The following is a 25,317-nucleotide window of genomic DNA, read 5'->3' as shown; positions in this document are numbered from 1 at the left end:
CGGGTATCCACCCGGCGCGGCGCCCCTCGCGTCCGTGCGGACGTCTGTGCAGGTGGGGCGGGCTGATACGGCGTCCGACCCGCTGTGTACGGCCCGCCCGGCGTGTGGGACGATGCTCGCTCACGTAGACCCACCGCGGCGATCGATGGCGCGGTACCGGTGAAGGGGACGCCCGGTGGAAACAGCGGTCGGGACGACAGTGACCGAGCAGCGGACCGGGGGAGGCGACCGGCCGGACGCGCCCGCGCACGCCCGTCCCGCGGTGGTGCACTGGGCCGTGGTGGCCGCGGGCTGCGCCGCCGTGGTGGCCGGGGCCCTGGCCGCCAACCCGGCGAACGGGACGACCACGCCGCTGCGCCCGGCCCCCAGGGCCCTGCCCGCGGCCGAGGCGCCCGATCCGGCGAAGGCCGAACTGCCGCTCGACTGCGGGCCGTTCCCGGTGAAGATATCCGTGCAGTTCGCCGCGGACCTGGGTGACGGCCGGCCGGGCACGGTGGCCGCCGCGCACTGCGACGCCGGCAACGGCACCCCGCCCGACGCCGTCTACCTGCTCGGGCCCGGCGCGGGCGGCCGCCCGGAGATCCTCGCCACGCTGCTCTCCGAGCAGGAGAACCTCACCGTCGCCAGACTCGCCCTGCGCAGCGACGGCGTCATCACCGGCCACGCCCAGGGCTACTCCTCGGAGGACGTGCCGCGGTTCAGCCCGGACGTCTCACTGGACCTCACCTGGACCCGCCGGAGCGGCCACTGGGTCCGCGCCGAGCAGGCCGCGGCCCCGGCGGCCCAGGTCTGACCGGACGCCGGACCGGCCACTCGCCCCGAGCAGCAGGGCCGCCCCGAGCCGCAGGGCCGCCCCGAGCGGAAGGGAGGCGAGCGGGCGAAGGTTCAGTCAGCGTCGGGGCCGTAGACCTCGACCCGGTCGGCCACCCGGCGGACGTGGATGCAGTCGCCCGGGCACTCCTTCGCGGAGTCGACCACGTCCTGAAGCAGGGTCAGCGGGACGGGCGCCGTCTCGCCGGGCTGCTGGCGCAGTTCGTCGTCCGAGCCCTTCACGTAGGCCAGGCCGTCGATGTCGAGCTCGAAGACCTCCGGCGCGTACTGCACGCAGATGCCGTCGCCGGTGCAGAGATCCTGGTCGATCCACACCTCCAGCGGCTCGCCCGTGGTCGTGGCCTCACCGGTCATCGGTACGTCTCCTGCCGTTCTGTCCCGAGTCGCCCCGGAATCGGGGGCAATCCCGCCATTCGTACAACGATCCGACCGGTACTTGTGGTCGCGATCGGATATCGACTCGCCCGACGATACATCTGGTCCGCTTTGGGCGGTGCGCGGTGGGTATCTCCTTTGCATAGGGGAAGCACGCGAGGGCGAAGATCGGACACGCCCGTTCCATCTTTCTTGATCTAGGGGTTTACAGACCCCTGGTCCCAGGTAGGGTCTGGAAGCGTCCAGCTCCCCGGAGGAGGTGAGGACCGTGGCAGCCCACGATGACGACTACAACCGCAGCACCGGTAAGCCCGCTCGTGGTTCCGACGAGGCAGCACAGCTCTCGTACCTCGAGCAGGAGATCGCCGTCCTGCGCCGCAAGCTCGCCGACTCGCCGCGCAATTCGAGAATCCTCGAAGAGCGGATCGTCGAGCTCCAGACCAATCTGGCCGGCGCGACCGCCCAGAACGAACGGCTCGCCTCCACCCTGCGAGAGGCCCGCGACCAGATCGTGGCCCTCAAGGAGGAAGTGGACAGGCTGGCTCAGCCCCCTGCCGGATTCGGCACCTTCCTCAGCCAGAACGAGGACGGCACCGCAGACATCTTCACCGGTGGCCGCAAGCTGCGGGTCAACGTCAGCCCGAGCGTCGACCTCGACGAGCTGCGCCGCGGCCAGGAGGTGATGCTCAACGAGGCCCTCAACATCGTGGACGCGATGGCCTTCGAGAGCATCGGCGACATCGTCACCCTCAAGGAAGTCCTGGAGGACGGCGAGCGCGCCCTGGTCACCGGGCACACCGACGAGGAGCGGGTGGTCCGGCTCGCCGAGCCGCTGCGCGGCCTCACCCTGCGCACCGGGGACGCCCTCCTGCTGGAGCCCCGCTCCGGCTACGTCTACGAGGTCGTCCCGAAGTCGGAGGTCGAGGACCTGGTCCTCGAGGAGGTCCCCGACATCGACTACCGGCAGATCGGCGGTCTGGCCAACCAGATCGAGCAGATCCGCGACGCGGTCGAACTGCCCTACCTGCACGCCGACCTGTTCAAGGAGTACGAGCTCCGGCCGCCGAAGGGCGTCCTGCTCTACGGCCCTCCCGGCTGTGGCAAGACGCTGATCGCCAAGGCCGTCGCGAACTCGCTCGCCAAGAAGGTCGCCGAGGTGACCGGCCGGCCGCAGGGCAAGAGCTACTTCCTCAACATCAAGGGCCCCGAGCTGCTCAACAAGTACGTCGGCGAGACCGAGCGGCAGATCCGCCTGGTCTTCCAGCGTGCTCGTGAGAAGGCCAGCGAGGGCACCCCCGTGATCGTCTTCTTCGACGAGATGGAGTCGCTCTTCCGCACCCGCGGCTCGGGTGTCAGCTCGGACGTGGAGAACACCATCGTCCCGCAGCTGCTGGCCGAGATCGACGGTGTGGAGGGCCTGGAGAACGTCATCGTGATCGGTGCCTCGAACCGCGAGGACATGATCGACCCGGCGATCCTGCGGCCCGGCCGCCTGGACGTCAAGATCAAGATCGAGCGGCCGGACGCCGAGGCGGCCAAGGACATCTTCTCGAAGTACCTCAAGGGAACGCTGCCCTTCCACCCGGACGACCTCAAGGAGCACGACGGCTCGGTGGACTCCACCGTGGGCGCCATGATCCAGGCGGTCGTCGAGCGGATGTACACCGAGACCGAGGAGAACCGCTTCCTGGAGGTCACCTACGCCAACGGTGACAAGGAGGTCCTGTACTTCAAGGACTTCAACTCCGGCGCCATGATCCAGAACATCGTGGACCGGGCGAAGAAGATGGCCATCAAGGACTTCCTCGACCACGGCCAGCGCGGTCTGCGCGTCTCCCACCTGCTCGCCGCCTGCGTGGACGAGTTCAAGGAGAACGAGGACCTGCCCAACACCACCAACCCGGACGACTGGGCCCGCATCTCCGGCAAGAAGGGCGAGCGGATCGTCTTCATCCGCACGCTCGTCACCGGCAAGCAGGGCGCCGAGTCCGGCCGCTCCATCGACACCGTGGCCAACACGGGGCAGTACCTGTAGCAAGGGACTCTCCCGTCGGGCCTGCACTCCCGTCCGGCTGTGGCGCCTCGCGGCCCCGCAGCCGGACGGCGCGTCTCGGGGCAGCGCCGTCGGTGCTGCCCTCTAGGCTCGGCAGTACCACCGTCGGCGGCCCCCTGGCCGGCGACGGTGCAGCTCAGCGGTACGTCAGTGCGATCCGCCCGTGGGGGGCGGCGCACCGGGCAAGGAGGGCCGCATGACCGTACGGCGCGTGATGGGGATCGAGACCGAGTACGGGATCTCCGTACCCGGGCACCCGAACGCCAACGCCATGCTCACCTCGTCCCAGATCGTCAACGCGTACGCCGCGGCGATGCACCGGGCTCGGCGGGCCCGCTGGGACTTCGAGGAGGAGAATCCGCTGCGCGACGCCCGGGGGTTCGACCTCGCACGGGACGTCGCGGACTCCAGCCAGCTGACCGACGAGGACATCGGTCTCGCGAACATCATCCTCACCAACGGCGCCCGGTTCTACGTGGACCACGCCCACCCCGAGTACAGCTCGCCCGAGGTCACCAACCCGCGCGACGCCGTGCTCTGGGACAAGGCCGGCGAGCGGATCATGGCGGCCGCGGCGGCCCGCGCCCTGGAACTGCCGAACGGGCAGACGATCCACCTGTACAAGAACAACACGGACAACAAGGGCGCCTCGTACGGCACCCACGAGAACTACCTGATGAAGCGGTCGACGCCGTTCGCCGACATCGTCCGCCACCTCACCCCGTTCTTCGTCTCCCGCCAGGTCGTCACCGGCGCCGGCCGGGTGGGCCTGGGCCAGGACGGCTCCGCGAACGGCTTCCAGCTGAGCCAGCGCGCCGACTACTTCGAGGTCGAGGTCGGCCTGGAGACCACCCTCAAGCGCCCCATCATCAACACCCGCGACGAGCCGCACGCCGATGCCGAGAAGTACCGCCGGCTGCACGTGATCATCGGGGACGCGAACCTCTCGGAGATCTCCACCTACCTCAAGCTCGGCACCACCGCGCTCGTCCTGTCGATGATCGAGGACGCCTTCATCGCCGCCGACCTCGCGGTCGACCAGCCCGTGCGGACGCTGCACCGGGTCTCCCACGACTCCACCCTCAAGCACCTGATCACGCTCCGCAGCGGGCGCCGGCTCACCGCGATCCAGCTCCAGACCGAGTACTGCGAGCTGGCCCGCAAGTACGTCGAGGACCGCTTCGGCGCCGACGCCGACGACCAGACGCTGGACGTGCTGGCCCGCTGGGAGGACGTCCTCGGGCGCCTGGAGCGCGATCCGATGAGCCTGTCCCGCCAGCTCGACTGGGTGGCCAAGAAGGAGATCCTGGACGGCTACCGGGCCCGCGACGGCGTCGGCTGGGAGAACTCCCGGCTCCAGCTGGTCGACCTCCAGTACAGCGACGTACGGCCCGACAAGGGCCTGTACAACCGCCTGGTGGCCCGTGGGCGCTTCGAGCGGCTGGTGACCGAGGAGGAGGTCCAGCGGGCCGTGGGCAAGCCTCCGGAGGACACCAGGGCCTACTTCCGCGGCCGTTGTCTGGAGCAGTACGCGGAGCACGTCGCCGCGGCCTCCTGGGACTCGGTGATCTTCGACCTGCCGGGCCGCGACTCCCTGCAGCGGGTGCCGACCCTGGAGCCCCTGCGCGGGACGCGCGAGCACGTCAAGGACCTGCTGGACCGCTGCCGCACGGCCGAGGACCTGGTCCGGGTGCTCTCCGGCGACCGCGGCCAGGGCAGTACCTGAGCGGCCTGCGGGGCCGCCCCGGGCCGCCGTGCCGGCGTCGGCCCCCGGTAACTTTTCGATCACCACGGGTGAACGCTCCCTGAATGGGAATCATCCGAGGTAGCGCCGGACGTTGGACAGGAAGCGCCGCACGCAAACCGGGGGCGATTGTCGCACCCGGTGTATAGGGTCGGTGCAACAGCGACAACCCAGAGCAGCGACAAACGGGAACACCAAGCCGTGCCGGACGAATGAGCGGGGTGAGGGTTATGGCGAGCAGCGACACCGGTGGTGGCCAGCAGCGGGCGAACCGTGCTTCCGAGGAGGTCGAGGAGCAGGCGGCCGAGGCGCAGAATTCCGAGGAGCTCCAGGAGCGCCAGGAAAAGCTGACCGACGACGTCGACGCCGTGCTGGACGAAATCGACGAGGTCCTCGAGTCGAATGCCGAGGATTTCGTGCGGCAATTCGTCCAGAAGGGCGGGCAGTAGCGGCCCGCAGGGCCGGGGGCCCGCCGGCAGAGCGGCCCGGATCATTCGCGGAATTCACGGGTGCGACCGCCGAGGGCGGGCGGGAGGCGGCTGCCTCCCGTCCGCCCCGGTCCGCCCCTCGGGCCCGTTCCGACGGGCTTTCCCGACCCTGGTGGACAGTGATCGCCAGGCGGGTAGGGTGCGGGCAGCGCGCGCTTCAAGCTACCTGGAAGGAATCGTGTGGAAGCCAATTTTCGTGGCACCGGGCGTCTACCGGCTGCCTTCCTGACCCCCGGGTCCTCCTCGTTCATGGACTTCCTGGCCGATCACTCCCCGGAGCTGATCCCCGGCCGCCGCAGCCTCCCCGAGGGGCTGACCATCGAGGCACCGCACGGGACGACGATCGTCGCCGCGGTCTTCGACGGCGGCGTGATCATCGCCGGTGACCGGCGGGCCACCATGGGCAACGTGATCGCCCAGCGCGACATCGAGAAGGTCTTCCCCGCCGACGAGTACAGCGCCGTCGGCATCGCCGGCACCGCCGGCCTCGCGGTGGAGATGGTGCGCCTGTTCCAGCTGGAGCTGGAGCACTACGAGAAGATCGAGGGCGCCGTGCTCTCCCTGGAGGGCAAGGCCAACCGGCTCACCACGATGATCCGGGGCAACCTCGGCATGGCGATGCAGGGCCTGGCGGTCGTCCCGCTCTTCGCGGGCTACGACCAGGACCTGGGCCGCGGCCGGATCTTCACCTACGACGTCACCGGCGGCCGGTCGGAGGAGCGCGGATTCGCGTCCACCGGCTCGGGCTCGGTCTTCGCCCGGGGCTCGATGAAGAAGCTCTACCGCGAGGGCCTCACCGCCGAGCAGGCGTCCACCCTGGTCGTGCAGGCGCTGTACGACGCCGCCGACGACGACTCGGCGACCGGCGGCCCCGACCTCGCCCGCAAGATCTTCCCGATCGTCTCGCTGATCACCGAGGACGGCTTCCGCCGGCTCACCGAGCCCGAGGTCTCGGCCATCGCGCGCTCGATCACCGACAAGCGCCTGGAGCAGCCCAACGGCCCGCAGGCCCCGCTGCTCTAGCCCCGTCCGCCCGATCCACCTACCGACCCACCCTCCTGACCCGCCCACCGGGCCGGAGGGGTCCTGACAGAAGGGGACGACCGCCGGTGTCCACACCGTTCTACGTCTCGCCTCAGCAGGCCATGGCGGACCGCGCGGAGTACGCCCGCAAGGGCATCGCGCGCGGCCGAAGCGTGGTCGTGCTCACCTACGCCGACGGCATCGTCTTCGTCGCCGAGAACACCTCGCGGGCGCTCCACAAGGTCTCCGAGATCTACGACAAGATCGCGTTCGCGGCCGTCGGCCGCTACAACGAGTTCGAGAACCTGCGCATCGGCGGCGTCCGCTACGCCGACCTGCGCGGCTACTCCTACGACCGGGCCGACGTGACGGCCCGCGGCCTGGCCAACGTCTACGCGCAGACGCTCGGCACCATCTTCTCCTCGGTCGCGGAGAAGCCCTACGAGGTCGAGCTGATCGTCGCCGAGGTCGGCAAGACCGCCGACGACGACCAGATCTACCGCCTCACCCCCGACGGCTCGGTGGTCGACGAGCAGAACTCCGTCGTGGTCGGCGGCAACGCCGACTCCATCGGCAACTACCTGGACCAGCGCCACCAGGTCGGCCTGAACCTCACCGAGGCCCTCAAGCTGGCCGTCGACTCCCTCGCCAGGGACCCGAACGGCGGCACCCCGCGCACCCTGACACCGGACCAGCTGGAGGTCGCGGTGCTCGACCGCCAGCGCTTCCAGCAACGCAAGTTCAAGCGCATCCTGGGCAGCCAGCTCGGCCGGCTGCTCGACGGTGACGAGTCCGCCGAGGCGGACGACGACGAGGGCAGGCCGGCGGCGACGCCGGAATAGTCCCTGTGGGTGAATCCCGTACGGCCGGCCTGACGGCCGTACGGGATTCAGGTGCCCCTGCGGTGAATTGACGGCCCGGCTACCGGCCTGACTGCTGGTCGCACGTGGACGGACGAGGGCGGATTGCCACCGTGGAGGCGGTTTCGGACAGCTCCAATCAGAGAATGGATGCCTCATGGACCGCCGAATTTTCGGGCTGGAGAATGAGTACGGCGTCACGTGTACGTTCCGGGGACAACGACGTCTGTCTCCGGACGAGGTGGCCAGGTACCTCTTCCGCCGCGTAGTTTCCTGGGGCCGCAGCAGCAACGTCTTCCTGCGCAACGGGGCACGCCTCTACCTGGACGTCGGCTCGCACCCCGAGTACGCGACCCCCGAGTGCGACGACGTCACGGAGCTGGTGACGCACGACAAGGCGGGCGAGCGCATCCTCGAAGGCCTCCTGGTGGACGCCGAACGGCGCCTGCACGAGGAGGGCATCGCCGGCGACGTCTACCTGTTCAAGAACAACACCGACTCGGCCGGCAACTCCTACGGCTGCCACGAGAACTACCTGGTGGCCCGGCACGGCGAGTTCTCCCGGCTCTCCGACGTGCTGATCCCCTTCCTGGTGACGCGCCAGCTGATCTGCGGCGCCGGCAAGGTGCTGCAGACCCCGCGCGGCGCGGTCTACTGCGTCAGCCAGCGGGCCGAGCACATCTGGGAGGGCGTCAGCTCGGCGACCACCCGGTCCCGGCCGATCATCAACACCCGCGACGAGCCGCACGCCGACGCCGAGCGCTACCGGCGGCTGCACGTCATCGTCGGCGACTCCAACATGTCCGAGACCACGACGCTGCTCAAGGTCGGCGCGACCGACCTGGTGCTGCGCCTGATCGAGGCCGGCGTGGTGCTGCGCGACCTCACGCTGGAGAACCCGATCCGGGCGATCCGCGAGGTCAGCCACGACCTGACCGGCACCCACCAGGTCCGCCTGGCGAACGGCCGGGAGGCCAGTGCGCTGGAGATCCAGGAGGAGTACTACACCAAGGCGCTGGACTTCGCGGACCGCAAGGGCATCAACACCGGCACCATCGCCCGGGTGCTGGAGCTGTGGGGCCGCACGCTGGAGGCCGTCCGCACCGAGGACCTCGCCAAGGTCGGCAACGAGATCGACTGGATCATGAAGTACCGGCTGATCGAGCGGTACCGCGAGAAGCACCAGATGAGCATGTCCAACCCGCGGGTGGCCCAGATCGACCTCGCCTACCACGACATCCACCGCCGCCGCGGCCTGTTCTACCTGCTGCAGGCGAAGAACCAGGCCGAGCGGGTGACGACGGACCTCAAGACCTTCGAGGCGAAGTCCGTCCCGCCGCAGACCACCAGGGCCCGGCTGCGCGGCGACTTCATCCGCCGGGCGCAGGAGCAGCGCCGCGACTTCACGGTCGACTGGGTGCACCTCAAGCTGAACGACCAGGCGCAGCGCACGGTGCTCTGCAAGGACCCGTTCCGCTCGGTGGACGAGAGGGTGGAGAAGCTCATCGCGGGCATGTGACGCGAGGTGCGTGTGAGCAAGGTGTGACGTACGTCCGTGCCCCGGTGTCGCCTACCGGGGCACGGCGCGGTCTCGGCTTAGGCTGTCGGAGGATTCCGAACAGCCGCCCTTGACCGACAGTTAGGAACACCGTGCGCCGCACCGCCGGTTTGCTCGTCACCCTGCCCCTGCTGCTGGCGGTCGCCTGCAGCAGCAGCTCGAAGGCGCCCGCAGAGGTGTCGCCCAGCGCCTCCAGTGCGGCGCCCACGGTGCCCTCCCCCGTGAGCGAGGCCTCGCCGATGCCGACGGTCGAGGGCAGTTTCGGCAGCAAGGCCGTCATCACGCTCCCCGCCGGGCAGCCCGGCGGCCAGTTCGTGATCAACACGGTGAGTGAGGGCGACGGCGCCACGGTCAACAAGGGCGACTGGGTGACGGTCAACTACTCCGCCAAGGACTGGACGACCGGCAAGGACCTGACGAGCTCCTACGACACCGGCGGCAAGCCGCAGCTCTTCCAGGCCGGCAGCGGCCAGCTGGTGCCGGCCTTCGACCAGAGCGTGGTCGGCAAGAAGGTGGGCAGCCGGATCCTGGTGGTCGCCCCGCCCGCCGCCGCCTTCGGCGCCGAGGGCAACACCGCGCTCGGGGTCGGCGCCGGCGACACCGTGGTGTTCGTGATGGACATCGTGGAGACCCTCCCGCAGGACTCCACGCTCTCCGGCACCATGACGCAGGCCCCGCCCACCTCGCCGCAGGTGAAGGACAACGGCAAGGCCGCACCGACGATCACCATCCCGGCCGGGCAGGCGGCGCCCACCGAGCTCCAGCAGTTCGTCCTGATCAAGGGTGAGGGCAACCAGGTCAAGACCGGCCAGACCCTCGTCGTGCAGTACACCGGCGTGCTCTGGAGCAACGGCCAGCAGTTCGACTCCTCCTGGAGCCACGGCGGCGCGCAGGCCCTGCAGGTCGGCACCGGCAGCCTGATCGAGGGCTGGGACAAGGGGCTGGTCGGCCAGACGGTGGGCAGCCGCGTCCTGCTGGTGGTACCGCCCGCACTGGGCTACAAGGACCAGGCGCAGGGCGCGGTGCCGGCGAACTCGACGCTGGTGTTCGTGATCGACATCCTGGAAGCCGTCTGATCCGGCCGGCCGGGGCCGGTCCGGCCCCGGCGCGGTCTGCCCCGGGCGCCCCGCGGCTCGTACGCTTGGGCGGCGCTCGCACACCGGGAGCGCCCGTCCTCATCCTGACCTGTCATACTGCTGCCCTTCCGCACTGTGGTGGGCCAGAGACGCCGGGTGCGGGTGAGACAGCAGGAGCTCGGCGATCAGCAAGTCGGCCGGTAGGCCTCGAAGACCTGGTGAGATGGATGGGGAGTCATGTCTGAGAAAGCGTCGAGCCCGGGCGGGCCCGGCACCGCGAACGGCGCCTCCGCCGGCGACCCGGCAGACTCGCGGCCCGGCGGTCCGCTGCCCGGCGACGGCGAGTCGATCGTCGTCCCCCCGGCGATCCTGAAGCAGTCGGCCGGCTGGGGCAGCCCCGGCGACGGCCCGCGGCCGAAGTCGGGCGCCAAGGACGACGAGGTCCCGCAGATCTTCGCGTCGAACGTCCGCCGGCAGGACACCTCCGAGGCGGGGTACGACGAGAACCCCCCCGGCGTCGGCAGGCTCGGGATGATCCTGGGCACCGTGCTGGCCGTCCTGCTGGTCGGCAGCGGTGTCACGCTGTACATGGTCAACCGCGACGGCGGCAGCGACAACGCGGCCACCAAGCCGCCCGCGGACGCCGCCACCGCCCCGGCCACGCCCAGCGCGGAGCCCGTACCGCCGATCAAGGACACCGCCAAGGTGCTCCCGACGATCACCGGCGACTTCGGCAAGAAGGCCACCATCACCGTGCCCGGCGAGGCCGCCGACGGCACCTTCGTGGTGAAGGTGCTCTCCGAGGGCACCGGCCCGGTGGTCGAGAAGAACTCCTGGACGTCGGTGGACTACACCGCCAAGGACTGGACGACCGGCAAGGACATCCCGAGCTCGTACGACGACAAGGGCAAGCCGCAGATCTTCCAGGCCGGCACCGACGCGCTGATCCCGGCGCTCGACCAGGCCGTGGTCGGCAAGAAGGCCGGCAGCCGGATCCTCGTGGTGGCCCCGCCGGCCGCCGCGTTCGGCGCGCAGGGCAACACCGGCATGGAGATCGGCGCGAAGGACAACCTCGTCTTCGTGATCGACGTCCAGCGGGTCAACGCCCCCGACGCCGTCGTCAGCGGCACCGTGACCCCGCCGCCCGCGGACTTCCCGCAGGTCAAGGACAACGGCAAGAAGGCCGCCGAGATCACCCCGGTCGCGGGCGCGGCCGAGCCGACCGAGCTCAAGAGCCACGTCCTGATCCAGGGCACCGGCCCCAAGGTCGAGACGGGCGAGAAGGTCCTCGTCCAGTACACCGGCGCGCTGTGGAAGGACGGCAAGAAGTTCGACTCCTCGCTCGACAAGGGCCAGGCGTTCTCCTTCTCCGTCGGCGGCGGCCAGGTCATCGAGGGCTGGGACAAGGGCCTCGAGGGCGTCGCCGTGGGCAGCCGGGTCGAGCTCGTGATCCCCGCCTCGCTGGGCTACAAGGACCAGGCGCAGGGCGAGATTCCGGCCAACTCGACGCTGGTCTTCGTGGTCGACGTGCTGGATGCGGGCGTCGGCTGATCCCGCTTAGGGTGACAATGGAACGTGTATGACCTTCGGGCGCGGCCGCGTGGCCCGTGCCCGGGCGGGCGGCGGGCGCCCGTACCGTGAATCCCGGCAGGGAGAGAGCGGTGCGGATGCCTGCCGCTCCGTCATGTACGTTCCGAACCGTGAGAAGAGGCAGTTGTGAGCAAGCCGGAGATTGACTTCCCCGTTGGCGACCCGCCGGCCGACCTGCAGATCCGTGACATCACGGTCGGCGAGGGCGCCGAGGCCAAGCCGGGTCAGGTCGTCGAGGTGCACTACGTCGGTGTCGCGTTCAGCACCGGCGAGGAGTTCGACGCGAGCTGGAACCGCGGCTCGTCCTTCAAGTTCCCGCTCGGCGGCGGCCGCGTCATCAAGGGCTGGGACCAGGGCGTCGTCGGCATGAAGGTCGGTGGCCGGCGCGAGCTGACCATCCCGGCGCACCTCGCCTACGGCAACCAGTCGCCGACCCCGGCCATCAAGCCGGGCGAGACGCTGATCTTCGTCGTCGACCTGCTCGGCGTCTGATCACCGCGATCCCACGCAACCGGGGCTGACACCCCGCGTCCGCGCAGCCAGGGCCGTACCCCGCGCAAGGGGTACGGCCCTGGCCCCTTCCACCCGCCGGCCAGGGGCTGAGCAGGGCTCGGCTTTCGCCGCCGGTGCCGCTACCGGTACGGTCGGGGCGCCGGGTAGTGGACTCCCGGCGGGCGCACCCCGCGCGCGGCGCGGCACACCGGAAGGGTCAGCGATGGCGATCGCCAAGGCAGAGCGGCTGATGAATCTAGCCCTGTGCCTGATGAACACCAGACGGCCGCTCTCCAAGAAGGAGCTGCGGGAATCCGTCGAGGCCTACCGCGAAGCGTGGCAGAACGGCAGCGAGGACGCCTTCAACCGGATGTTCGAGCGCGACAAGGACGACCTGCGCGAACTCGGCCTGGTCATCGACGTCGACGAGAACTCGCTCGACGGCGAACTCGGCTACCTCGCCCGGCCCGACCGCAACCGCCTCCCCGAGATCGCGCTCGACGCCGAGGAGGCCGCGGCCCTCACCCTGGCCGCCCGGGTCTGGCAGCAGGCCAAGATGTCCGGCGCCGCCAGCGGTGCCCTGCAGAAGCTGCGCGCCGCCGGCGTCCCGTTCGCCGAGCCGGAGGCGCACAGCGCCCTGGAGCCCCGGATCCCCGCCCGGGAGGCCGCCTTCGAGCCGCTGCTCACCGCCGCCCGCGACCGCCGTCCGGTCACCTTCGAGTACCGCAAGGCGGGCGCCGCCGTCCCCGAGCAGCGCGCCGTCGAACCGTGGGCGCTGGAGTGCTGGCGCGGCCACTGGTACCTGGCCGGCTGGGACCGCGACCGCCAGGACGCCCGGGTGTTCCGGCTCAGCCGGATCACCGGCAAGGTCCGCTCCCGCTCCGGCGCGTTCAGCGGCGACGTCCCCGAGCACGTGGACGTCCGCGCGTACGTCGCCACCTTCGCCGGCGAGGGCGCCACCGCCACCGCCACCGTACGACTGCGCCGGGGAGCCGGATTCCCGCTCCGCACCAAGGCGCTGAGCAGCCGTCGGGTCGACGACGGCTGGGACGAACTGGAGATCCCGTACGGCAACGGGCTCGGCGCGGACCTCGCCGAGTTCGGCCCGGCCGTGGTCGTCCTCGGCCCCGACGACCTGCGGGCCGACGTCATCGACCGGCTGCGCGCGGTGGCCGGGCTGCCCGTCGCCGCCGGAGCCGTCGGAGCCGTTGAAGGAGCACAGGCATGAGCAACGCCATCGACCAGACCCGCCGGATGCTCTCCCTGGTCACCTACCTGCGCGAGCGCCCAGGCGCCGAGGTGGCCGAGGTCGCCCGCGCCTTCGGCATCACCGAGCGCGAACTGATCGGCGACCTCAACGTGCTGCCGATGTGCGGCACCAGCTTCCGCGGCGGTGACCTGCTCGACATCGACACCGACGGCGAGCGGATCTGGTGGCACAACGTCGACGACGTCGCCCAGCCGCTGCGGCTCGCCGCCGACGAGGCGACCGCGCTGCTGGTCGCCGCCCGTGCCGTGGCCGGCCTGCCGGGCCTGCGCGAGCGTGACCGCGAGGCCCTCACCCGGGCCGTCGCCAAGATCGAGAACGCGGCGGGGGACAGCGCCGAGGGCAGTGCCCGGGTCGGCGTCACCTTCGAAGCCGAGAGCCACGTCTTCGCGGACATCGACCGCGCCCTCAGCGAGGGGCGCCGGCTCTGGCTGCGCTACTACTCGCACGGGCGCGGCGGCATGACCGAGCGCGAGGTCGACCCGATCCGCCTGGTCACCGAGGGCCACACCTACCTGGAGGCCTGGTGCCGGGTCTCCGAGGACCGGCGGATGTTCCGGCTCGACCGGGTCGCCGAGATCAAGGTGCTGGACACCCCCTCCGACCCGCCCCGGCTGGAGCCGCGCGACCTCTCCGGCGGCCTGGTCAACCCGTCCGCCGACGACCCCGAGGTGGTCGTCGAGGTCGGCCCCGCCGGGCGCTGGGTCGCCGAGTACTACACCCACGACTCGGCCGAGGAACTGCCCGACGGCGGCCTGCGGATCACCCTGCGCAGCGCCGACCCGTCCGGCCTGCGCCCGCTCGCCCTGCGCCTGGGCCGGGACGGCCGGATCGTCTCGCCGCCGGAGCTGGCCGAGCAGGCCAGGACGGCCGCCGCCGAGGCGCTCGCGGGCTACGGCGACGGGGAGGCCTGAGCCGTGGAGGACGTCACCAGATTCAAGGTCTACTGCTCGGAGTGCCGGGAGAAGGTGGACCTGCCCGCGGAGGACTTCCGCCTCACCCTCGGCCGGACCCAGGCCCAGTCGTACTACAGCTTCGGCTGCCCGCTCTGCGGGGCGGCGGTCCGCAAGCCCGCCGGGGAGAAGATCGTCGCCGCGCTCACGGCCGCCGGCGTCCGCACCATGCGGCTCGTCCCGGCCGAGGGCTGACCCGGCCCGGCGAGCGGTCCTGGCCCGATCTGCCGGGGACGGCCTAGGCTGGCGGGCATGTCGTGGACCCTCGTCGCCGCCGTCCTGCTCTCCACCGCCGGCCTGCTGGTGCTCGGCGTGCTCGCCGGGCGGCTGTGGCTGGACGTCAGAGTGCTCGCGCGGGAGGTGGACACCGCCTCCCGCGCGCTCGCCGGGGCGGCCGGCGACCTGGCCGAAGCCGGCCGGACACGCTGACTCCACCCGCCGGTGCGCCGATTCTTCACCGGCTGGTGGCCCGGGGGTCTGCTGCTGTCGGGGGCGGCGCGTTAGGCTCTGACCGTGGCCGCACCGATCGCGGTGCGCCGCAACCGCAGCGACGACCGTCGGCGCGGTGGCCCGCAAGCAGCGAGAAGGTAGGTGGTCGGGCATGCGGTTCTCGGCGACTGCGATCCTGGTGGTCGTGGTCTTCGCGATCGTGCTCTTCGGCGCCAAGCGGCTCCCCGACCTGGCCCGCTCGCTCGGGCAGTCGATGCGGATCCTGAAGAGCGAGACCAAGGCGCTGCGCGAGGAGGACGGGCCCGCCCCGGCTCCCGCTCCGGCGGAGGCCGCCCCGAAGACCATCAAGGCCGCACCGGGAGCCCCCGGACCCTCGCGGCAGGTGGCCGACGAACAGCCGCCGCAGGAGACCACCCAGCCGCGCTGACCGGCGCGCGACCAGCGAAGCCCGCCGCCCGGCGGGCTTCGACGCACGAGTTGAGGACCGGGGTTGAGCAAGTCTTCCAAGGCGCTTAAGGCGCCCAAGGACTCCGAGGGGCGGATGGCCCTCGCTGACCACCTCCGTGAGCTGCGGAACCGGTTGGTCAAGTCGGTCCTGGCGATCGTGCTGTTCACGATCGTCGCGGCGATCTACCACAAGCAGATCGAGACCTTCCTGCTGGAGCCGCTGCCGCAGTGCAACACCCGCGCCGAGATCGACGCCTTCAACGGCAAGTGCGCGCAGGTCTCCAACATCGGCCTCACCACGCCGTTCACCTGGACCCTCAAGGTCGCGCTGACCGCGGGCGTCGTCGCCGCCGTGCCGGTCTGGCTCTACCAGCTGTGGGCCTTCGTGGCTCCCGGCCTGCACCGCAACGAGCGCAAGTACACGCTGGGCTTCATGGGGGCCGGCGCCCCGCTGTTCCTCAGCGGCGTCGTCTGCGCCTACCTGCTGCTGCCGACCACGGTGAAGGTGCTGATCTCGTTCAGCCCGACCGGCACCACACCGATCCTGCCGCCCGAGGACTACTTCGACATCGCGACCCGGATGGTGCTGGTCTTCGGCCTCGCCTTCGAGTTCCCGCTGATCCTGGTGATGCTCAACTTCGCCCACGTGGTCACCGGCAAGCGGCTGCTCGGCTGGTGGCGCGGCATGGTGATGGGCATCACCGTCTTCGCCGCCTTCGCCACTCCCAGCGCCGACCCGCTCAGCATGCTGGCGCTGGCCGCACCCATCTGGGCGCTGTACTTCGCCGCCGTGGGCGTCGCGCTGCTCAACGACCGGCGTCGCGCCCGCCGCAACCCGGACGCAGGCCTCGACGACGAGGAGGCCTCGCACCTGGACCTCTCGGTCGACGAGGTGGCCTCGGCCGAACCGGTGGAGGCCTCCGTCACGCCGGTGGCCGGCGCCCCGGTGCCCGCCGCCCGCCGCGAGCAGCTGGACGACATCACCTGACCTGACGGCCGTACGCGACGATGCCCCGCCCACCGGAGACCGGTGGGCGGGGCATCGTCGTCCGTGCGCCGGGTCAGGCCCGGGCCGGCACCCGCAGGCGCCCGTCGTGGACTTCGGCCACCTGGTCGACGGCGGTCAGGTGGGTGCGGTCGTGGGTGACCAGGACGGTGGCCGTCGCGCGGCGGTGCGTGAGCTCGGTGATCAGGTCGATGACCGCCGCGCCGCGCTCGTGGTCCAGGGCGCTGGTGGGCTCGTCGACCAGCAGGACGACCGGGTCGTTCATCAGCGCGCGGGCGATGTTGACGCGCTGGCGCTGCCCGCCCGAGAGCTGGTGCGGGCGGCTGCCCGCCCGGTCGCGCAGGCCGACGGCGTCCAGCAGCTCCAGGGCCCGGGGGCGGGCCGCACGCGGCGAGCGGCCGTCCAGGTGGGCCATCACCTGGAGCTGTTCGACGGCGGTCAGCGAGGGCAGCAGGTTCGGTTGCTGGAAGACGATGCCGATCCGGCTCCGCCGCAGGGTGGTCAGCTCGGTGCGGCTCAGCCCGGCGGTGTCGACGCCGTCGACCACCACCCGTCCGCTGTCGGGGGTGATCAGGGTGGCGGCGACCGCGAGCAGGCTGGACTTGCCGGAGCCGGACGGGCCGACCACGGCGGTGATGCTGCCCGCCGGGACGTCCAGGCCGACGTCGTCCAGCGCGGTCAGCCGGCCGTCGCCGTCGGGGTAGGTGAGGGTGACGTGGTCGAGGTTGAGGCTCATCGGGCGTTCCCCAGGGCGGTCAGCGGGTCGACGGAGGTGATGCGGCGGACGGACAGTCCGGCGCCGAGCGCGCCGAGGGCGATCATGACGAGCGCGGGCAGCAGCACGGTCGGCGCGTCCAGTACGAACGGCACGGTGGAGCCGACCAGGGCGCCCACCCCGGCGGCGACGGCGGTGCCCAGCGCGGTGCCGAGCACCAGCAGCAGGACGGCCTGGCCGAGCGCGTCCCGCAGCAGGTAGCCAGTCGGGGCGCCGAGGGCCTTCAGCACCGCGACGTCCGCGCTGCGCTGGATCGTCCAGACGGTGAAGAAGGCGCCGATGACCAGCGCGGAGATGGCGAACAGGAAGGCGCGCATCAACTGGAGCGAGCCGTTCTCGGAGCTGTAGGCGCCGATCGCCGAGAGCGAGTCGCCCACGGTCAGTGCCCGGGTGCCGTACTCCCGGTCGGCCGCCGCCAGGCCGGCTCCGGAGGACGTCCGGACGGCGATCACGGTGGCGTGCTCGCCGGGTCCGGTGGGCGGCGCGATGCGCTGCCAGTCGTCCAGGCTGGTCCAGACGACCGGGAGGTGGCTGAACGCGGCGTCGCCCGAGACGGCGGCGACGGTGAGGCCCTGCCCCGCCAGCGTCAGCGGGGCACCGGCCGTGACCCCGAGTTCCTCGGCCGCTCCGGCGGACAGCACCACCCGGCCCGGGGCGACCGGCGCGCCCTGCGGCGCGAGGCCGGAGCCGGCCGGCACCCCGAAGGCCGAGAGCGCGGCGGTGCGCCCGCCCGCCGCCGCCTTGGTGGTGCTGATGCCGAGCGGCTGCGCCGAAGTGACCCCGGGGGCCCTCGCCCAGCCCTCCCACTGCTCGGGGGTGACCTGCGAGTCGGTGAAGGACAGCTTCCGGCCGTCCGCCGGTGCGGAGAAGACCAGCCGGTCGGCCGGCAGGCCGGTGACCGCGGAGGTGTTCTGCCGGCCCAGACCGGCGGTGAGGCCCGACAGCAGGCCCACCAGCACGGTGATCAGTACGATGACGGTCCCCATCAGGGCGAACCGCCCCTTGGCGAACCCCAGGTCCCTCCAGGCGACGAACAAGGCGGTCACGGTCCTCTCTCGGAATCGGTGCGGTGACACCCGCCAATGTCGTCGCCGGGCCCGTGCACCGGCATCGCACCGGGGATTGGATCCTCCGCATCGAAGGGCGCAGTCGCGGGTCAACCTTTCGATTGATGCCCGCCGGCTCGCCGGCCGCCTAGCCTGGAAGGATGGCGACCGACCGATCACTCACTCCCGTCGCCCGCGTCCTGCAGCTCTGCCTGCACCTGCTGGTGGCGGGCCTGCTCACGCTGGCCGTGGCCCGAGCCGCGCTCGCCGGCGCCGCCCCCGTGGCCGTCACCGCGGCCGCCCTCCTGACCGGCGCCGTGTACGCGGCCGGGCCGCTGCTCGGCGCCGTCCGCCGCTCGCGGACCGGGGCGGCCCTCTGGCTGGCCGCGCTCTGCGGATCCTGGCTGGTGCTGCTCGCCCTCACCCCGGACGGGGTCTGGCTCGCCTTCCCGCTGTACTTCCTCCAGCTGCACCTGCTGGGGCGCCGCACCGCCCTCGTCGCGGTGGCCCTGACCACCGTCGCCGCCGTCGCCGGGTTCGCCCGGCACCACCACGGGTTCAGCGTGGCCGCCGCGATCGGCCCGACCCTCGGGGCGGCCGTCGCCACCGCCACCGTGCTCGGCTACCAGGCCCTGTACCGGGAGAGCGAGGAACGCCGCCGGCTCATCGACGAGCTCAGTGCCGCCCGCGCCGACCTGGCCGCCGCCCACCACACCGCGGGTGTGCTGGCCGAGCGCGAGCGCCTCGCCCGCGAGATCCACGACACCCTGGCGCAGAGCCTGTCCAGCATCCAGCTGCTGCTCCGGGCCGCCGGGCGCGCGCTGCCCGAGCGGGCGGAGGCCGCCGCCGGGTACGTGGAGCAGGCCCGGCAGGCGGCCCAGGACAACCTCGCCGAGGCCCGCCGCTTCGTCCGCGCGCTGACCCCGCCCGGCCTGGACGGCTCCTCGCTGCCGACGGCCCTGGAGCGGCTCTGCGCCACCACCTCCGAGCACGCCGGGGTGCCCGTCCGGTTCCACCTCTCGGGGGCACCGGCCGCGCTGCCGGTGCCGCACGAGACGGCGCTGCTGCGGATCGCGCAGTCCGCGCTCGCCAACACCGTGCGGCACGCGCAGGCCTCGCACGCCGAGGTCACCCTCAGCTACATGGGCTCCGAGGTCGCCCTCGACGTGTTCGACGACGGCTCCGGCTTCGACCCGGCCGCGGTGCCCGCCCCGGGCACCGGCGACGGCGGGTTCGGCCTGCCCGCGATGCGGGCCCGGGCCCGGGCGCTGGGCGGTACCTTCACGGTGGAGTCCGCACCGGGCCAGGGCACCGCACTGGCCGTCCTGCTCCCCGAACCGCCCGAGGAACGCTGATGACCGACCCGATCCGGCTCCTGCTCGCCGACGACCACCCCGTGGTGCGGGCCGGCCTGCGCGCCGTCCTGGAGGGCGAGAGCGACTTCACCGTCGTCGCGGAGGCGGCCACCGCCGAGGAGGCGGTGGCGCTGGCCGCCGAACTCGACCTCGACGTGGTGCTGATGGACCTCCAGTTCGGCACGGGCATGAACGGCGCCCGGGCCACCGCCGCGATCACCGCCCGGCCGGGCGCACCCCGGGTGCTGATCGTCACCACCTACGACACGGACGCCGACACCGTGCCGGCCCTCGAAGCCGGCGCCACCGGCTACCTCCTCAAGGACGCCCCGCCGGAGGAGCTGGCGCAGGCCGTCCGCGCCGCCGCCGCCGGGCGCTCCTCCCTGGCCGCCACCGTCGCGGACCGCCTGCTGGAGCGGATGCGCACCCCCTGGGCCGCGCTCAGCACCCGCGAGACGGAGGTGCTGGAGCTGGTCGCGGCGGGCCTGACCAACCAGCAGATCAGCCGGCAGCTCCACCTCAGCCAGGCCACCGTGAAATCCCACCTGGTGCACATCTACACCAAGCTCGGCGTCGACTCCCGGACGGCCGCCGTCCGCAGCGCCACCTCCAGGGGGCTGATCAGGCCGGCTCACCAGGGCCCGCCGCCGTCCGCAGCGCCACCACCCGGGGGCTGATCAGGCCGGCTCCCCGGGGCTTGCGGCCAGGTGGGCACGCCAGCCGCCGTGGGAGGTGATGTCCTCGGCGCCCGCCAGGGCGGCGGGCTCGCACAGGAACCCCGCCACCCGGGTGCCGTCGGCGAGCCGGACGCTCCCGAAGGCCATCGGTTCCGGCAGCCCGGCGGTCAGCTCGCCGAGCCCGGCCGCCGGCAGCTCCCACACCTCGGCCTCGACCGCCGCGCCACCGGCGGCCACCCGCACCAGGCCGGGCTTGGCGGGTACGGTGTCCAGCGCGTAGAGCCGGTAGTCGGGCGCCGTCCGGGTGGCGGTGACCAGGGTGGCTCCCAGCGCCAGCAGATGGCCGTTCAGCGGCTGCCCGGACAGGTGCGCGCCGACCACCGCCAGCCGCACGCGCGGCGGCTCGGCCAGCGGGCGTGCCACGGCCCCCAGCAGTGCCTCGGTGTGCGGGCGGCCGATCAGCATCACGCCGAAGGGCAGGCCGCGGACCGTCCCGGCGGGCACGGCGAGGGCGCACAGGCCCAGCAGGTTGGTGGAGTTGGTGAACCGGCCGAGCCGGGCGTTCGCCCCCACCGGGTCGGCGGCGACCTCGGCAGACGTCGGGTGGCCGGGCGCGGTCGGCAGCAAGAGTGCGTCCGCCTCTCCCAGTTCGGCCAGTGCGAGGGCCCGCAGCCGTTCCAGCTCGGCCAGGTCGCGGTACAGCCGGTGGGCGGGGATGTCGCGCCCGGCGGTGATGATCCGGCGCACCACCGGGTCGAGGTCGCCGGCACCGTTCTTCTCGATGAACTCACCGACGGCGTCGTACCGTTCCGCGACGAAGGCGCCCTCGTAGAGCATCGCCGCCACCGCGCTGAACGGTGCCAGCTCGATGCCGCGCAGTTCGGCGCCGGCCGCCTCCAGCCGCGCGGCGGCCGCCCGGTAGGCCTCGGCCCAGCCGTCGTCCAGCTCCCCGAGCTGATCCGGCGCGGCCACCGCCACCCGCCACGGGCCGGGCCGGCGCGGCGCGGCGGCGACCGGCACCTGGTCCGCGACGATCCCGTACGCCTGCTCGGCGGCGGCGACCGTGCGGGCGAAGACCGAGACGCAGTCCAGGCTCCGGCAGGCCGGCACCACTCCGTCGGTGGGCACGACGCCGGGGGTCGGCTTCAGGCCGACGATCCCGTTGAACGCCGCCGGTACCCGTCCGGAGCCCGCCGTGTCGGTACCCAGCGCCAGGTCGACGATGCCGAGCGCGACGGCCACCGCGGAGCCCGAACTCGAACCGCCCGACACCCGGGCCGGGTCGACCGCGTTTCGCACCGCGCCGTACGGGCTGCGGGTGCCGACCAGGCCGGTGGCGAACTGGTCCAGGTTGGTGGTGCCCAGCGGCACCGACCCGGCGGCCCGCAGCCGGGCCACGGCGGGTGCGTCCGCCGCCGGGAGGTAGCCGTAGGAGGGGCAGCCGGCCGTGGTGGGCAGCCCGGCGAGGTCGATGTTGCCCTTGACCGCGAACACCGTGCCGGCCAGCGGGAGGAACTCCCCGGCGGCGCGCCGGGCGTCGACCCGCCGCGCCTCGGCCGTGACGTCCTCCTGCGGGCGCAGGCCGATCCAGATCTCCGGCCGGCCGGCCTCGGCGATCCGCCGGTAGGCCGCGCCGACGCGCTCGACGGAGGCCGTCATGCCGCCACCTCCACCGCGAGCGCGGCCAGCACGACCAGCGGCGAGCCGGCCTCCACCTGGTCGCCCGGTTTCACCAGCAGCTCGGCCACCACGCCGTCCTGGGCGGCGAGCACCGCGGACTCCATCTTCATCGCCTCCACGGCCATCAACTGCTGCCCCTTGCGTACGCGTTCACCGGCCCGCACGTCCACCTTCCAGACGCAGGCGGTGAACTCGGCCTCCACCACGGCCCCGCCGGGCGGCGCGGCCACCTGCCGGACCGGCCCCGGGGCACTGTCGGCGGCGCTCTCGGCGCGGTCGAACTCGCCCGCTTCCTCCCAGGCCTGGCGCTCGGCGCCGAAGGCGGCCGCCTGCACGGCCCGGAACTCCTCGATCGGTCCGGCGTTCTCGGCGAGGAAGCGCAGGTGGTCGGCGAGCGCGAACTCGCCCTCCTCGATCTTGAGATCGAGGCGTCCGGCGGCCATGTCGGCCCGCATCTCCAGCAGTTCCTCCGCCGAGACCGGGTACCACTTGATCCGGTCGAAGAACCGCAGCAGCCAGGGCGCGCCGTCGGTGAACGGCCCGCGCTGCTGCCAGCCGGACCACATCTGCACCGTCCGCCCGACGAACTGGTACCCGCCCGGGCCCTCCATGCCGTACACGCAGAGGTACGCGCCGCCGATGCCGACCGAGTTCTCGGCCGTCCAGGTGCGGGCCGGGTTGTACTTGGTGGTGACCAGCCGGTGCCGCGGGTCCAGCGGCGTCGCGACGGGTGCGCCCAGGTAGACGTCGCCGAGCCCGAGCACGAGGTACTCGGCGTCGAAGACCGTCCGGTAGACCTCGTCCACCGAGGTCAGACCGTTGATCCGGCGGATGAACTCGATGTTCCACGGGCACCACGGCGCGTCGTCGCGCACCCCCGCGATGTAGCGGGCGATGGCCTCCCGGGTGGCCGGGTCGTCCCAGGACAGCGGCAGGTGGACGGTGCGGCTGGGCACCCGGAGCTCGTCGGTGGCCGGCAGCGCCGCCTCGATCTCCTGTACCAGCAGCAGGAGTTGCGGGACGGTGAGGATGTCCGGGTCGGTGTGCAGCTGGAGCGAGCGGATGCCCGGGGTGAGCCCGAGGACACCGGGCACCCGCGCGGCGGCGACCCGCTCGGCGAGCGCGTGCACCCGCATCCGCAGGGCCAGGTCCAGCTGCATCGGGCCGTACTCGACCAGCAGGTTGTCGTCGCCGCTGCGCCGGTAGGTGACGCTCGGGCGCTCCGGCGTCCCGGGCAGGCGGGCCAGGATGCCGCCGTCGCCGACCGGTGCGCGGGAGGGGAGCGGCGCCCCGGCGGGGGAGCGGCGCAGCCCGGCCGCGGCCTCCAGCGTGACGGGCACGAAGCGCACGGTGTCGCCGGGGCGCAGCTGGCCGAGCTTCCAGCGCTGGCCGGTGACGACGGTGGCGGGGCAGACGAAGCCGCCGAGCGAGGGGCCGTCGGGGCCCAGCAGGACGGGCATGTCGCCGGTGTAGTCGACCGCGCCGACGGAGTACGGGGTGTCGTGGATGTTGGAGGGGTGCAGTCCGGCCTCGCCGCCGTCGGTGCGGGCCCAGGCGGGCTTCGGGCCGACCAGGCGCACGCCCGTCCGGGCGCTGTTGAAGTGCACCTTCCAGTCGGCGGCGTAGAACGCCTCGATGTCCGCCTCGGTGAAGAACTCGGGTGCGGCGTGCGGGCCCTCGGCGGCGGCCAGCTCCCAGGCGGAGGTGAACTCCGGGCGCTGTGCGGGCGGGACGGGGCCGGCGCCGTCGCCGGGCGTGCCCGCTCCGCCGTGCAGGACGTCGCCGACCCGCAGGGCCCGGCCGCCGTGGCCGCCGAACTTGCCGAGGGTGAAGGTGGCGGCGCTGCCGAGGAACCGCGGGGCGTCCAGGCCGCCCGCGAGCAGCAGGTAGGTGCGCAGGCCGGGCCCGGCGGGGGCGGCCAGGTCGAGCACGGCGCCGGCCGGGACGAGGACGGGCTCCCACTGCGGCGCGGGCGCCCCGTCCACGGTGACGGCGGCGGGGGCGCCGGTGACGCAGACCCAGGTGGCGTGGGTGAAGCGCAACGCGGGGCCCTGGAGGGTGCATTCGAGGCCGGGCAGGCCCTCGGGATTGCCGAGCGCGCGGTTGCCGAGGCGGAACGAGAGGTCGTCCATCGGGCCGCAGGGCGGCACGCCGACGTGCCAGTAACCGGTGCGGCCGGGCCAGTCCTGGACGGTGCTGAGGGTGCCGGAGCGCAGTACCTCGATCCGGGGGGTCGGGTCGGTGATGCCGGCCAGCGTCGCGGTGTGGTGCGCGGCGGCGCGGACGGCCTCCGCGCCCGGAATGGCGCGCAGCAGGCCGAGGTTGGTCTCGATGCCCTCGATCCGGGTGCCGGCCAGCGCGTCGGTGAGGGCGGCCAGCGCCTGCTCGCGGTCGGCGCCGTGCACGATCACCTTGGCGAGCATCGGGTCGTAGGAGGTGGTGACCTCGGTGCCGGTCTCCACCCAGGCGTCCACCCGGACGCCCTCGGGGAAGGTGACCTCGGTGAGCAGCCCGGCGCTGGGGCGGTGGTCGCGGCTCGGGTCCTCGGCGTAGACGCGGGCCTCGACGGCGTGGCCGGTGGCGGGCCCGACCTCGCGGACCACCCCGGTCTCGCCCTGGGCGAGCCGCAGCATCCACTCGACCAGGTCGACGCCGTGCACGGCCTCGGTGACCGGGTGCTCCACCTGGAGGCGGGTGTTGACCTCCAGGAAGTACGCCTCCTCGCGGGCGGCGTCGTACACGTACTCGACGGTGCCGGCCGAGCGGTAGGCCACCCCGGCGCACAGGGCGCGGGCGGAGTCGGCGAGTTGCCGGCGGACGTGGTCGGGCAGGCCGGGTGCCGGGGCCTCCTCCAGGACCTTCTGGTTGCGGCGCTGGAGCGAGCAGTCCCGGTCGCCGAGGGTGACCACGCGGCCGGTGCCGTCGCCGAACACCTGCACCTCGACGTGCCGGGCCCGCTCGACCAGCCGCTCCAGGAAGACCCCGGCGGTGGAGAAGCTGGCGGCCGCCACCCGCTGCACCCGCTCCCAGGCGCCGGCCAGTTCGGCGGCGCTGTGGCAGGCCTGCATGCCGATGCCGCCACCGCCGCCGGTGGCCTTGAGCATCACGGGGTAGCCGATCACCTCGGCGGCGGTCAGTGCCTCGTCCAGGCCGGCCAGCAGCCCGGTGCCGGGCAGCAGCGGGACGCCGGCGGCCTCGGCGGCGGCGCGGGCGGTGTGCTTGGCGCCGAACACCTCCAGCTGGCCGGGGGTCGGCCCGACGAAGGCCAGCCCGGCGGCCTCGGTCCGGCGGGCGAAGTCGGCGTCCTCGGAGAGGAAGCCGTAGCCGGGGTGGACGGCGCCCGCGCCGCTGTCGAGGGCGGCCTGCAGCACCAGGTCGGCGCGCAGGTAGCTGTCCTTGGCGGGGGCGGGCCCGAGCCGTACCGCGTGGTCGGCGAGCCGGACGTGCGGCGCCGGGCGGTCGGGGTCGGAGAAGACCGCGACGGTGCGCAGGCCGAGCCGGCGGGCGGTGCGGATGATCCGGGCGGCGATCTCGCCCCGGTTGGCGATCAGCAGGGTGTCGTACGTCATCG

23 protein-coding genes are annotated in these 25,317 nt (G+C 72.7%); 18 read left to right on the top strand and 5 right to left on the bottom strand.

What is annotated here, in order from left to right; translation table 11 throughout:
• The first annotated feature begins 175 nt into the window (after window positions 1-175).
• Complete coding sequence (locus tag ACFUK0_RS12425) at window positions 176-793, top strand: hypothetical protein (RefSeq protein ID WP_380249030.1); 618 nt, start codon at window positions 176-178, stop codon at window positions 791-793.
• A 92-nt stretch (window positions 794-885) separates the two neighbouring features.
• Here the strand turns inward: ACFUK0_RS12425 and ACFUK0_RS12420 are convergent, their stop codons facing one another.
• Window positions 886-1,185, bottom strand: coding sequence for a ferredoxin (locus ACFUK0_RS12420; protein ID WP_380249028.1), 300 nt, complete (start codon window positions 1,183-1,185; stop codon window positions 886-888).
• 289 nt (window positions 1,186-1,474) lie between these two features.
• Between ACFUK0_RS12420 and arc the strand changes: the two genes are divergently transcribed.
• From arc to tatC, 15 genes are all read left to right on the top strand, one after another.
• Complete coding sequence (arc, locus tag ACFUK0_RS12415) at window positions 1,475-3,241, top strand: proteasome ATPase (protein WP_380249026.1); 1,767 nt, start codon at window positions 1,475-1,477, stop codon at window positions 3,239-3,241.
• 214 nt (window positions 3,242-3,455) lie between these two features.
• Window positions 3,456-4,985: a depupylase/deamidase Dop gene (gene dop, locus ACFUK0_RS12410; RefSeq protein WP_380249024.1), complete on the top strand. Its 1,530-nt coding sequence runs from the start codon at window positions 3,456-3,458 to the stop codon at window positions 4,983-4,985.
• A 248-nt stretch (window positions 4,986-5,233) separates the two neighbouring features.
• Complete coding sequence (locus tag ACFUK0_RS12405) at window positions 5,234-5,452, top strand: ubiquitin-like protein Pup (protein ID WP_380249022.1); 219 nt, start codon at window positions 5,234-5,236, stop codon at window positions 5,450-5,452.
• Between the two features lie 219 nt (window positions 5,453-5,671).
• Window positions 5,672-6,514, top strand: a complete 843-nt coding sequence (gene prcB / locus ACFUK0_RS12400; protein WP_380249020.1) for a proteasome subunit beta — start codon at window positions 5,672-5,674, stop codon at window positions 6,512-6,514.
• 86 nt (window positions 6,515-6,600) lie between these two features.
• A complete protein-coding gene (prcA, locus tag ACFUK0_RS12395) occupies window positions 6,601-7,356 on the top strand; it encodes a proteasome subunit alpha (RefSeq protein ID WP_380249018.1) in 756 nt (251 codons plus the stop codon).
• 175 nt (window positions 7,357-7,531) lie between these two features.
• Window positions 7,532-8,893 (top strand): Pup--protein ligase, encoded by a 1,362-nt coding sequence (gene pafA / locus ACFUK0_RS12390; RefSeq protein WP_380249016.1) that lies wholly within the window; start codon window positions 7,532-7,534, stop codon window positions 8,891-8,893.
• A gap of 131 nt (window positions 8,894-9,024) precedes the next feature.
• Window positions 9,025-10,008: an FKBP-type peptidyl-prolyl cis-trans isomerase gene (locus ACFUK0_RS12385; RefSeq protein ID WP_380249014.1), complete on the top strand. Its 984-nt coding sequence runs from the start codon at window positions 9,025-9,027 to the stop codon at window positions 10,006-10,008.
• A 237-nt stretch (window positions 10,009-10,245) separates the two neighbouring features.
• Entirely contained in the window at window positions 10,246-11,559 is a 1,314-nt protein-coding gene (locus tag ACFUK0_RS12380; protein ID WP_380249012.1) for an FKBP-type peptidyl-prolyl cis-trans isomerase, read from the top strand.
• A 165-nt stretch (window positions 11,560-11,724) separates the two neighbouring features.
• The gene (locus tag ACFUK0_RS12375) at window positions 11,725-12,090 is read left to right on the top strand and encodes an FKBP-type peptidyl-prolyl cis-trans isomerase (RefSeq protein WP_380249010.1); all 366 of its coding nucleotides are present in this window, start codon (window positions 11,725-11,727) and stop codon (window positions 12,088-12,090) included.
• Between the two features lie 223 nt (window positions 12,091-12,313).
• Window positions 12,314-13,318 carry a helix-turn-helix transcriptional regulator gene (locus tag ACFUK0_RS12370; RefSeq protein WP_380249008.1) on the top strand — a complete coding sequence of 335 codons (1,005 nt, stop codon included), beginning with the start codon at window positions 12,314-12,316 and terminating at the stop codon, window positions 13,316-13,318.
• Window positions 13,315-14,271 (top strand): helix-turn-helix transcriptional regulator, encoded by a 957-nt coding sequence (locus tag ACFUK0_RS12365; protein WP_380249006.1) that lies wholly within the window; start codon window positions 13,315-13,317, stop codon window positions 14,269-14,271. Before ACFUK0_RS12370 ends, ACFUK0_RS12365 begins: the two co-directional genes overlap by 4 nt.
• 3 nt (window positions 14,272-14,274) lie before the next feature.
• Window positions 14,275-14,505, top strand: a complete 231-nt coding sequence (locus ACFUK0_RS12360; RefSeq protein WP_380249004.1) for a hypothetical protein — start codon at window positions 14,275-14,277, stop codon at window positions 14,503-14,505.
• A gap of 57 nt (window positions 14,506-14,562) precedes the next feature.
• Entirely contained in the window at window positions 14,563-14,739 is a 177-nt protein-coding gene (locus tag ACFUK0_RS12355) for a hypothetical protein (protein WP_380249002.1), read from the top strand.
• Window positions 14,740-14,911: 172 nt separating this feature from the next.
• Entirely contained in the window at window positions 14,912-15,187 is a 276-nt protein-coding gene (tatA, locus tag ACFUK0_RS12350) for a Sec-independent protein translocase subunit TatA (protein ID WP_380249000.1), read from the top strand.
• A 114-nt stretch (window positions 15,188-15,301) separates the two neighbouring features.
• Window positions 15,302-16,195 (top strand): twin-arginine translocase subunit TatC, encoded by an 894-nt coding sequence (gene tatC / locus ACFUK0_RS12345; protein WP_380249042.1) that lies wholly within the window; start codon window positions 15,302-15,304, stop codon window positions 16,193-16,195.
• Window positions 16,196-16,268: 73 nt separating this feature from the next.
• Here tatC and ACFUK0_RS12340 read toward each other — a convergent pair whose 3' ends face one another.
• Entirely contained in the window at window positions 16,269-16,949 is a 681-nt protein-coding gene (locus ACFUK0_RS12340) for an ABC transporter ATP-binding protein (RefSeq protein WP_380248998.1), read from the bottom strand.
• Window positions 16,946-18,025, bottom strand: coding sequence for an ABC transporter permease (locus tag ACFUK0_RS12335; protein WP_380249040.1), 1,080 nt, complete (start codon window positions 18,023-18,025; stop codon window positions 16,946-16,948). The genes ACFUK0_RS12340 and ACFUK0_RS12335 overlap by 4 nt, the downstream gene beginning before the upstream one ends.
• Window positions 18,026-18,195: 170 nt before the next feature.
• On the opposite strand from ACFUK0_RS12335, the gene ACFUK0_RS12330 reads away from it, so the two are divergent.
• The gene (locus tag ACFUK0_RS12330; RefSeq protein ID WP_380248996.1) at window positions 18,196-19,389 is read left to right on the top strand and encodes a sensor histidine kinase; all 1,194 of its coding nucleotides are present in this window, start codon (window positions 18,196-18,198) and stop codon (window positions 19,387-19,389) included.
• Window positions 19,389-20,066: a response regulator gene (locus tag ACFUK0_RS12325; RefSeq protein WP_380248994.1), complete on the top strand. Its 678-nt coding sequence runs from the start codon at window positions 19,389-19,391 to the stop codon at window positions 20,064-20,066. Before ACFUK0_RS12330 ends, ACFUK0_RS12325 begins: the two co-directional genes overlap by 1 nt.
• On the opposite strand, the gene ACFUK0_RS12320 is transcribed toward ACFUK0_RS12325, so the two are convergent.
• Window positions 20,067-21,725: an allophanate hydrolase gene (locus ACFUK0_RS12320; RefSeq protein WP_380248992.1), complete on the bottom strand. Its 1,659-nt coding sequence runs from the start codon at window positions 21,723-21,725 to the stop codon at window positions 20,067-20,069. It abuts the gene before it with no gap.
• Window positions 21,722-25,315 (bottom strand): urea carboxylase, encoded by a 3,594-nt coding sequence (gene uca, locus ACFUK0_RS12315; RefSeq protein ID WP_380248990.1) that lies wholly within the window; start codon window positions 25,313-25,315, stop codon window positions 21,722-21,724. Before uca ends, ACFUK0_RS12320 begins: the two co-directional genes overlap by 4 nt.
• Window positions 25,316-25,317: the final 2 nt, after the last annotated feature.

This window comes from Kitasatospora sp. NPDC057223, assembly GCF_042669755.1.
Taxonomy (GTDB): Bacteria; Actinomycetota; Actinomycetes; order Streptomycetales; family Streptomycetaceae; genus Kitasatospora.
The sequence above is the reverse complement of the archived record's forward strand: the minus strand, read 5'-3'. Positions and strand labels throughout refer to the sequence as shown.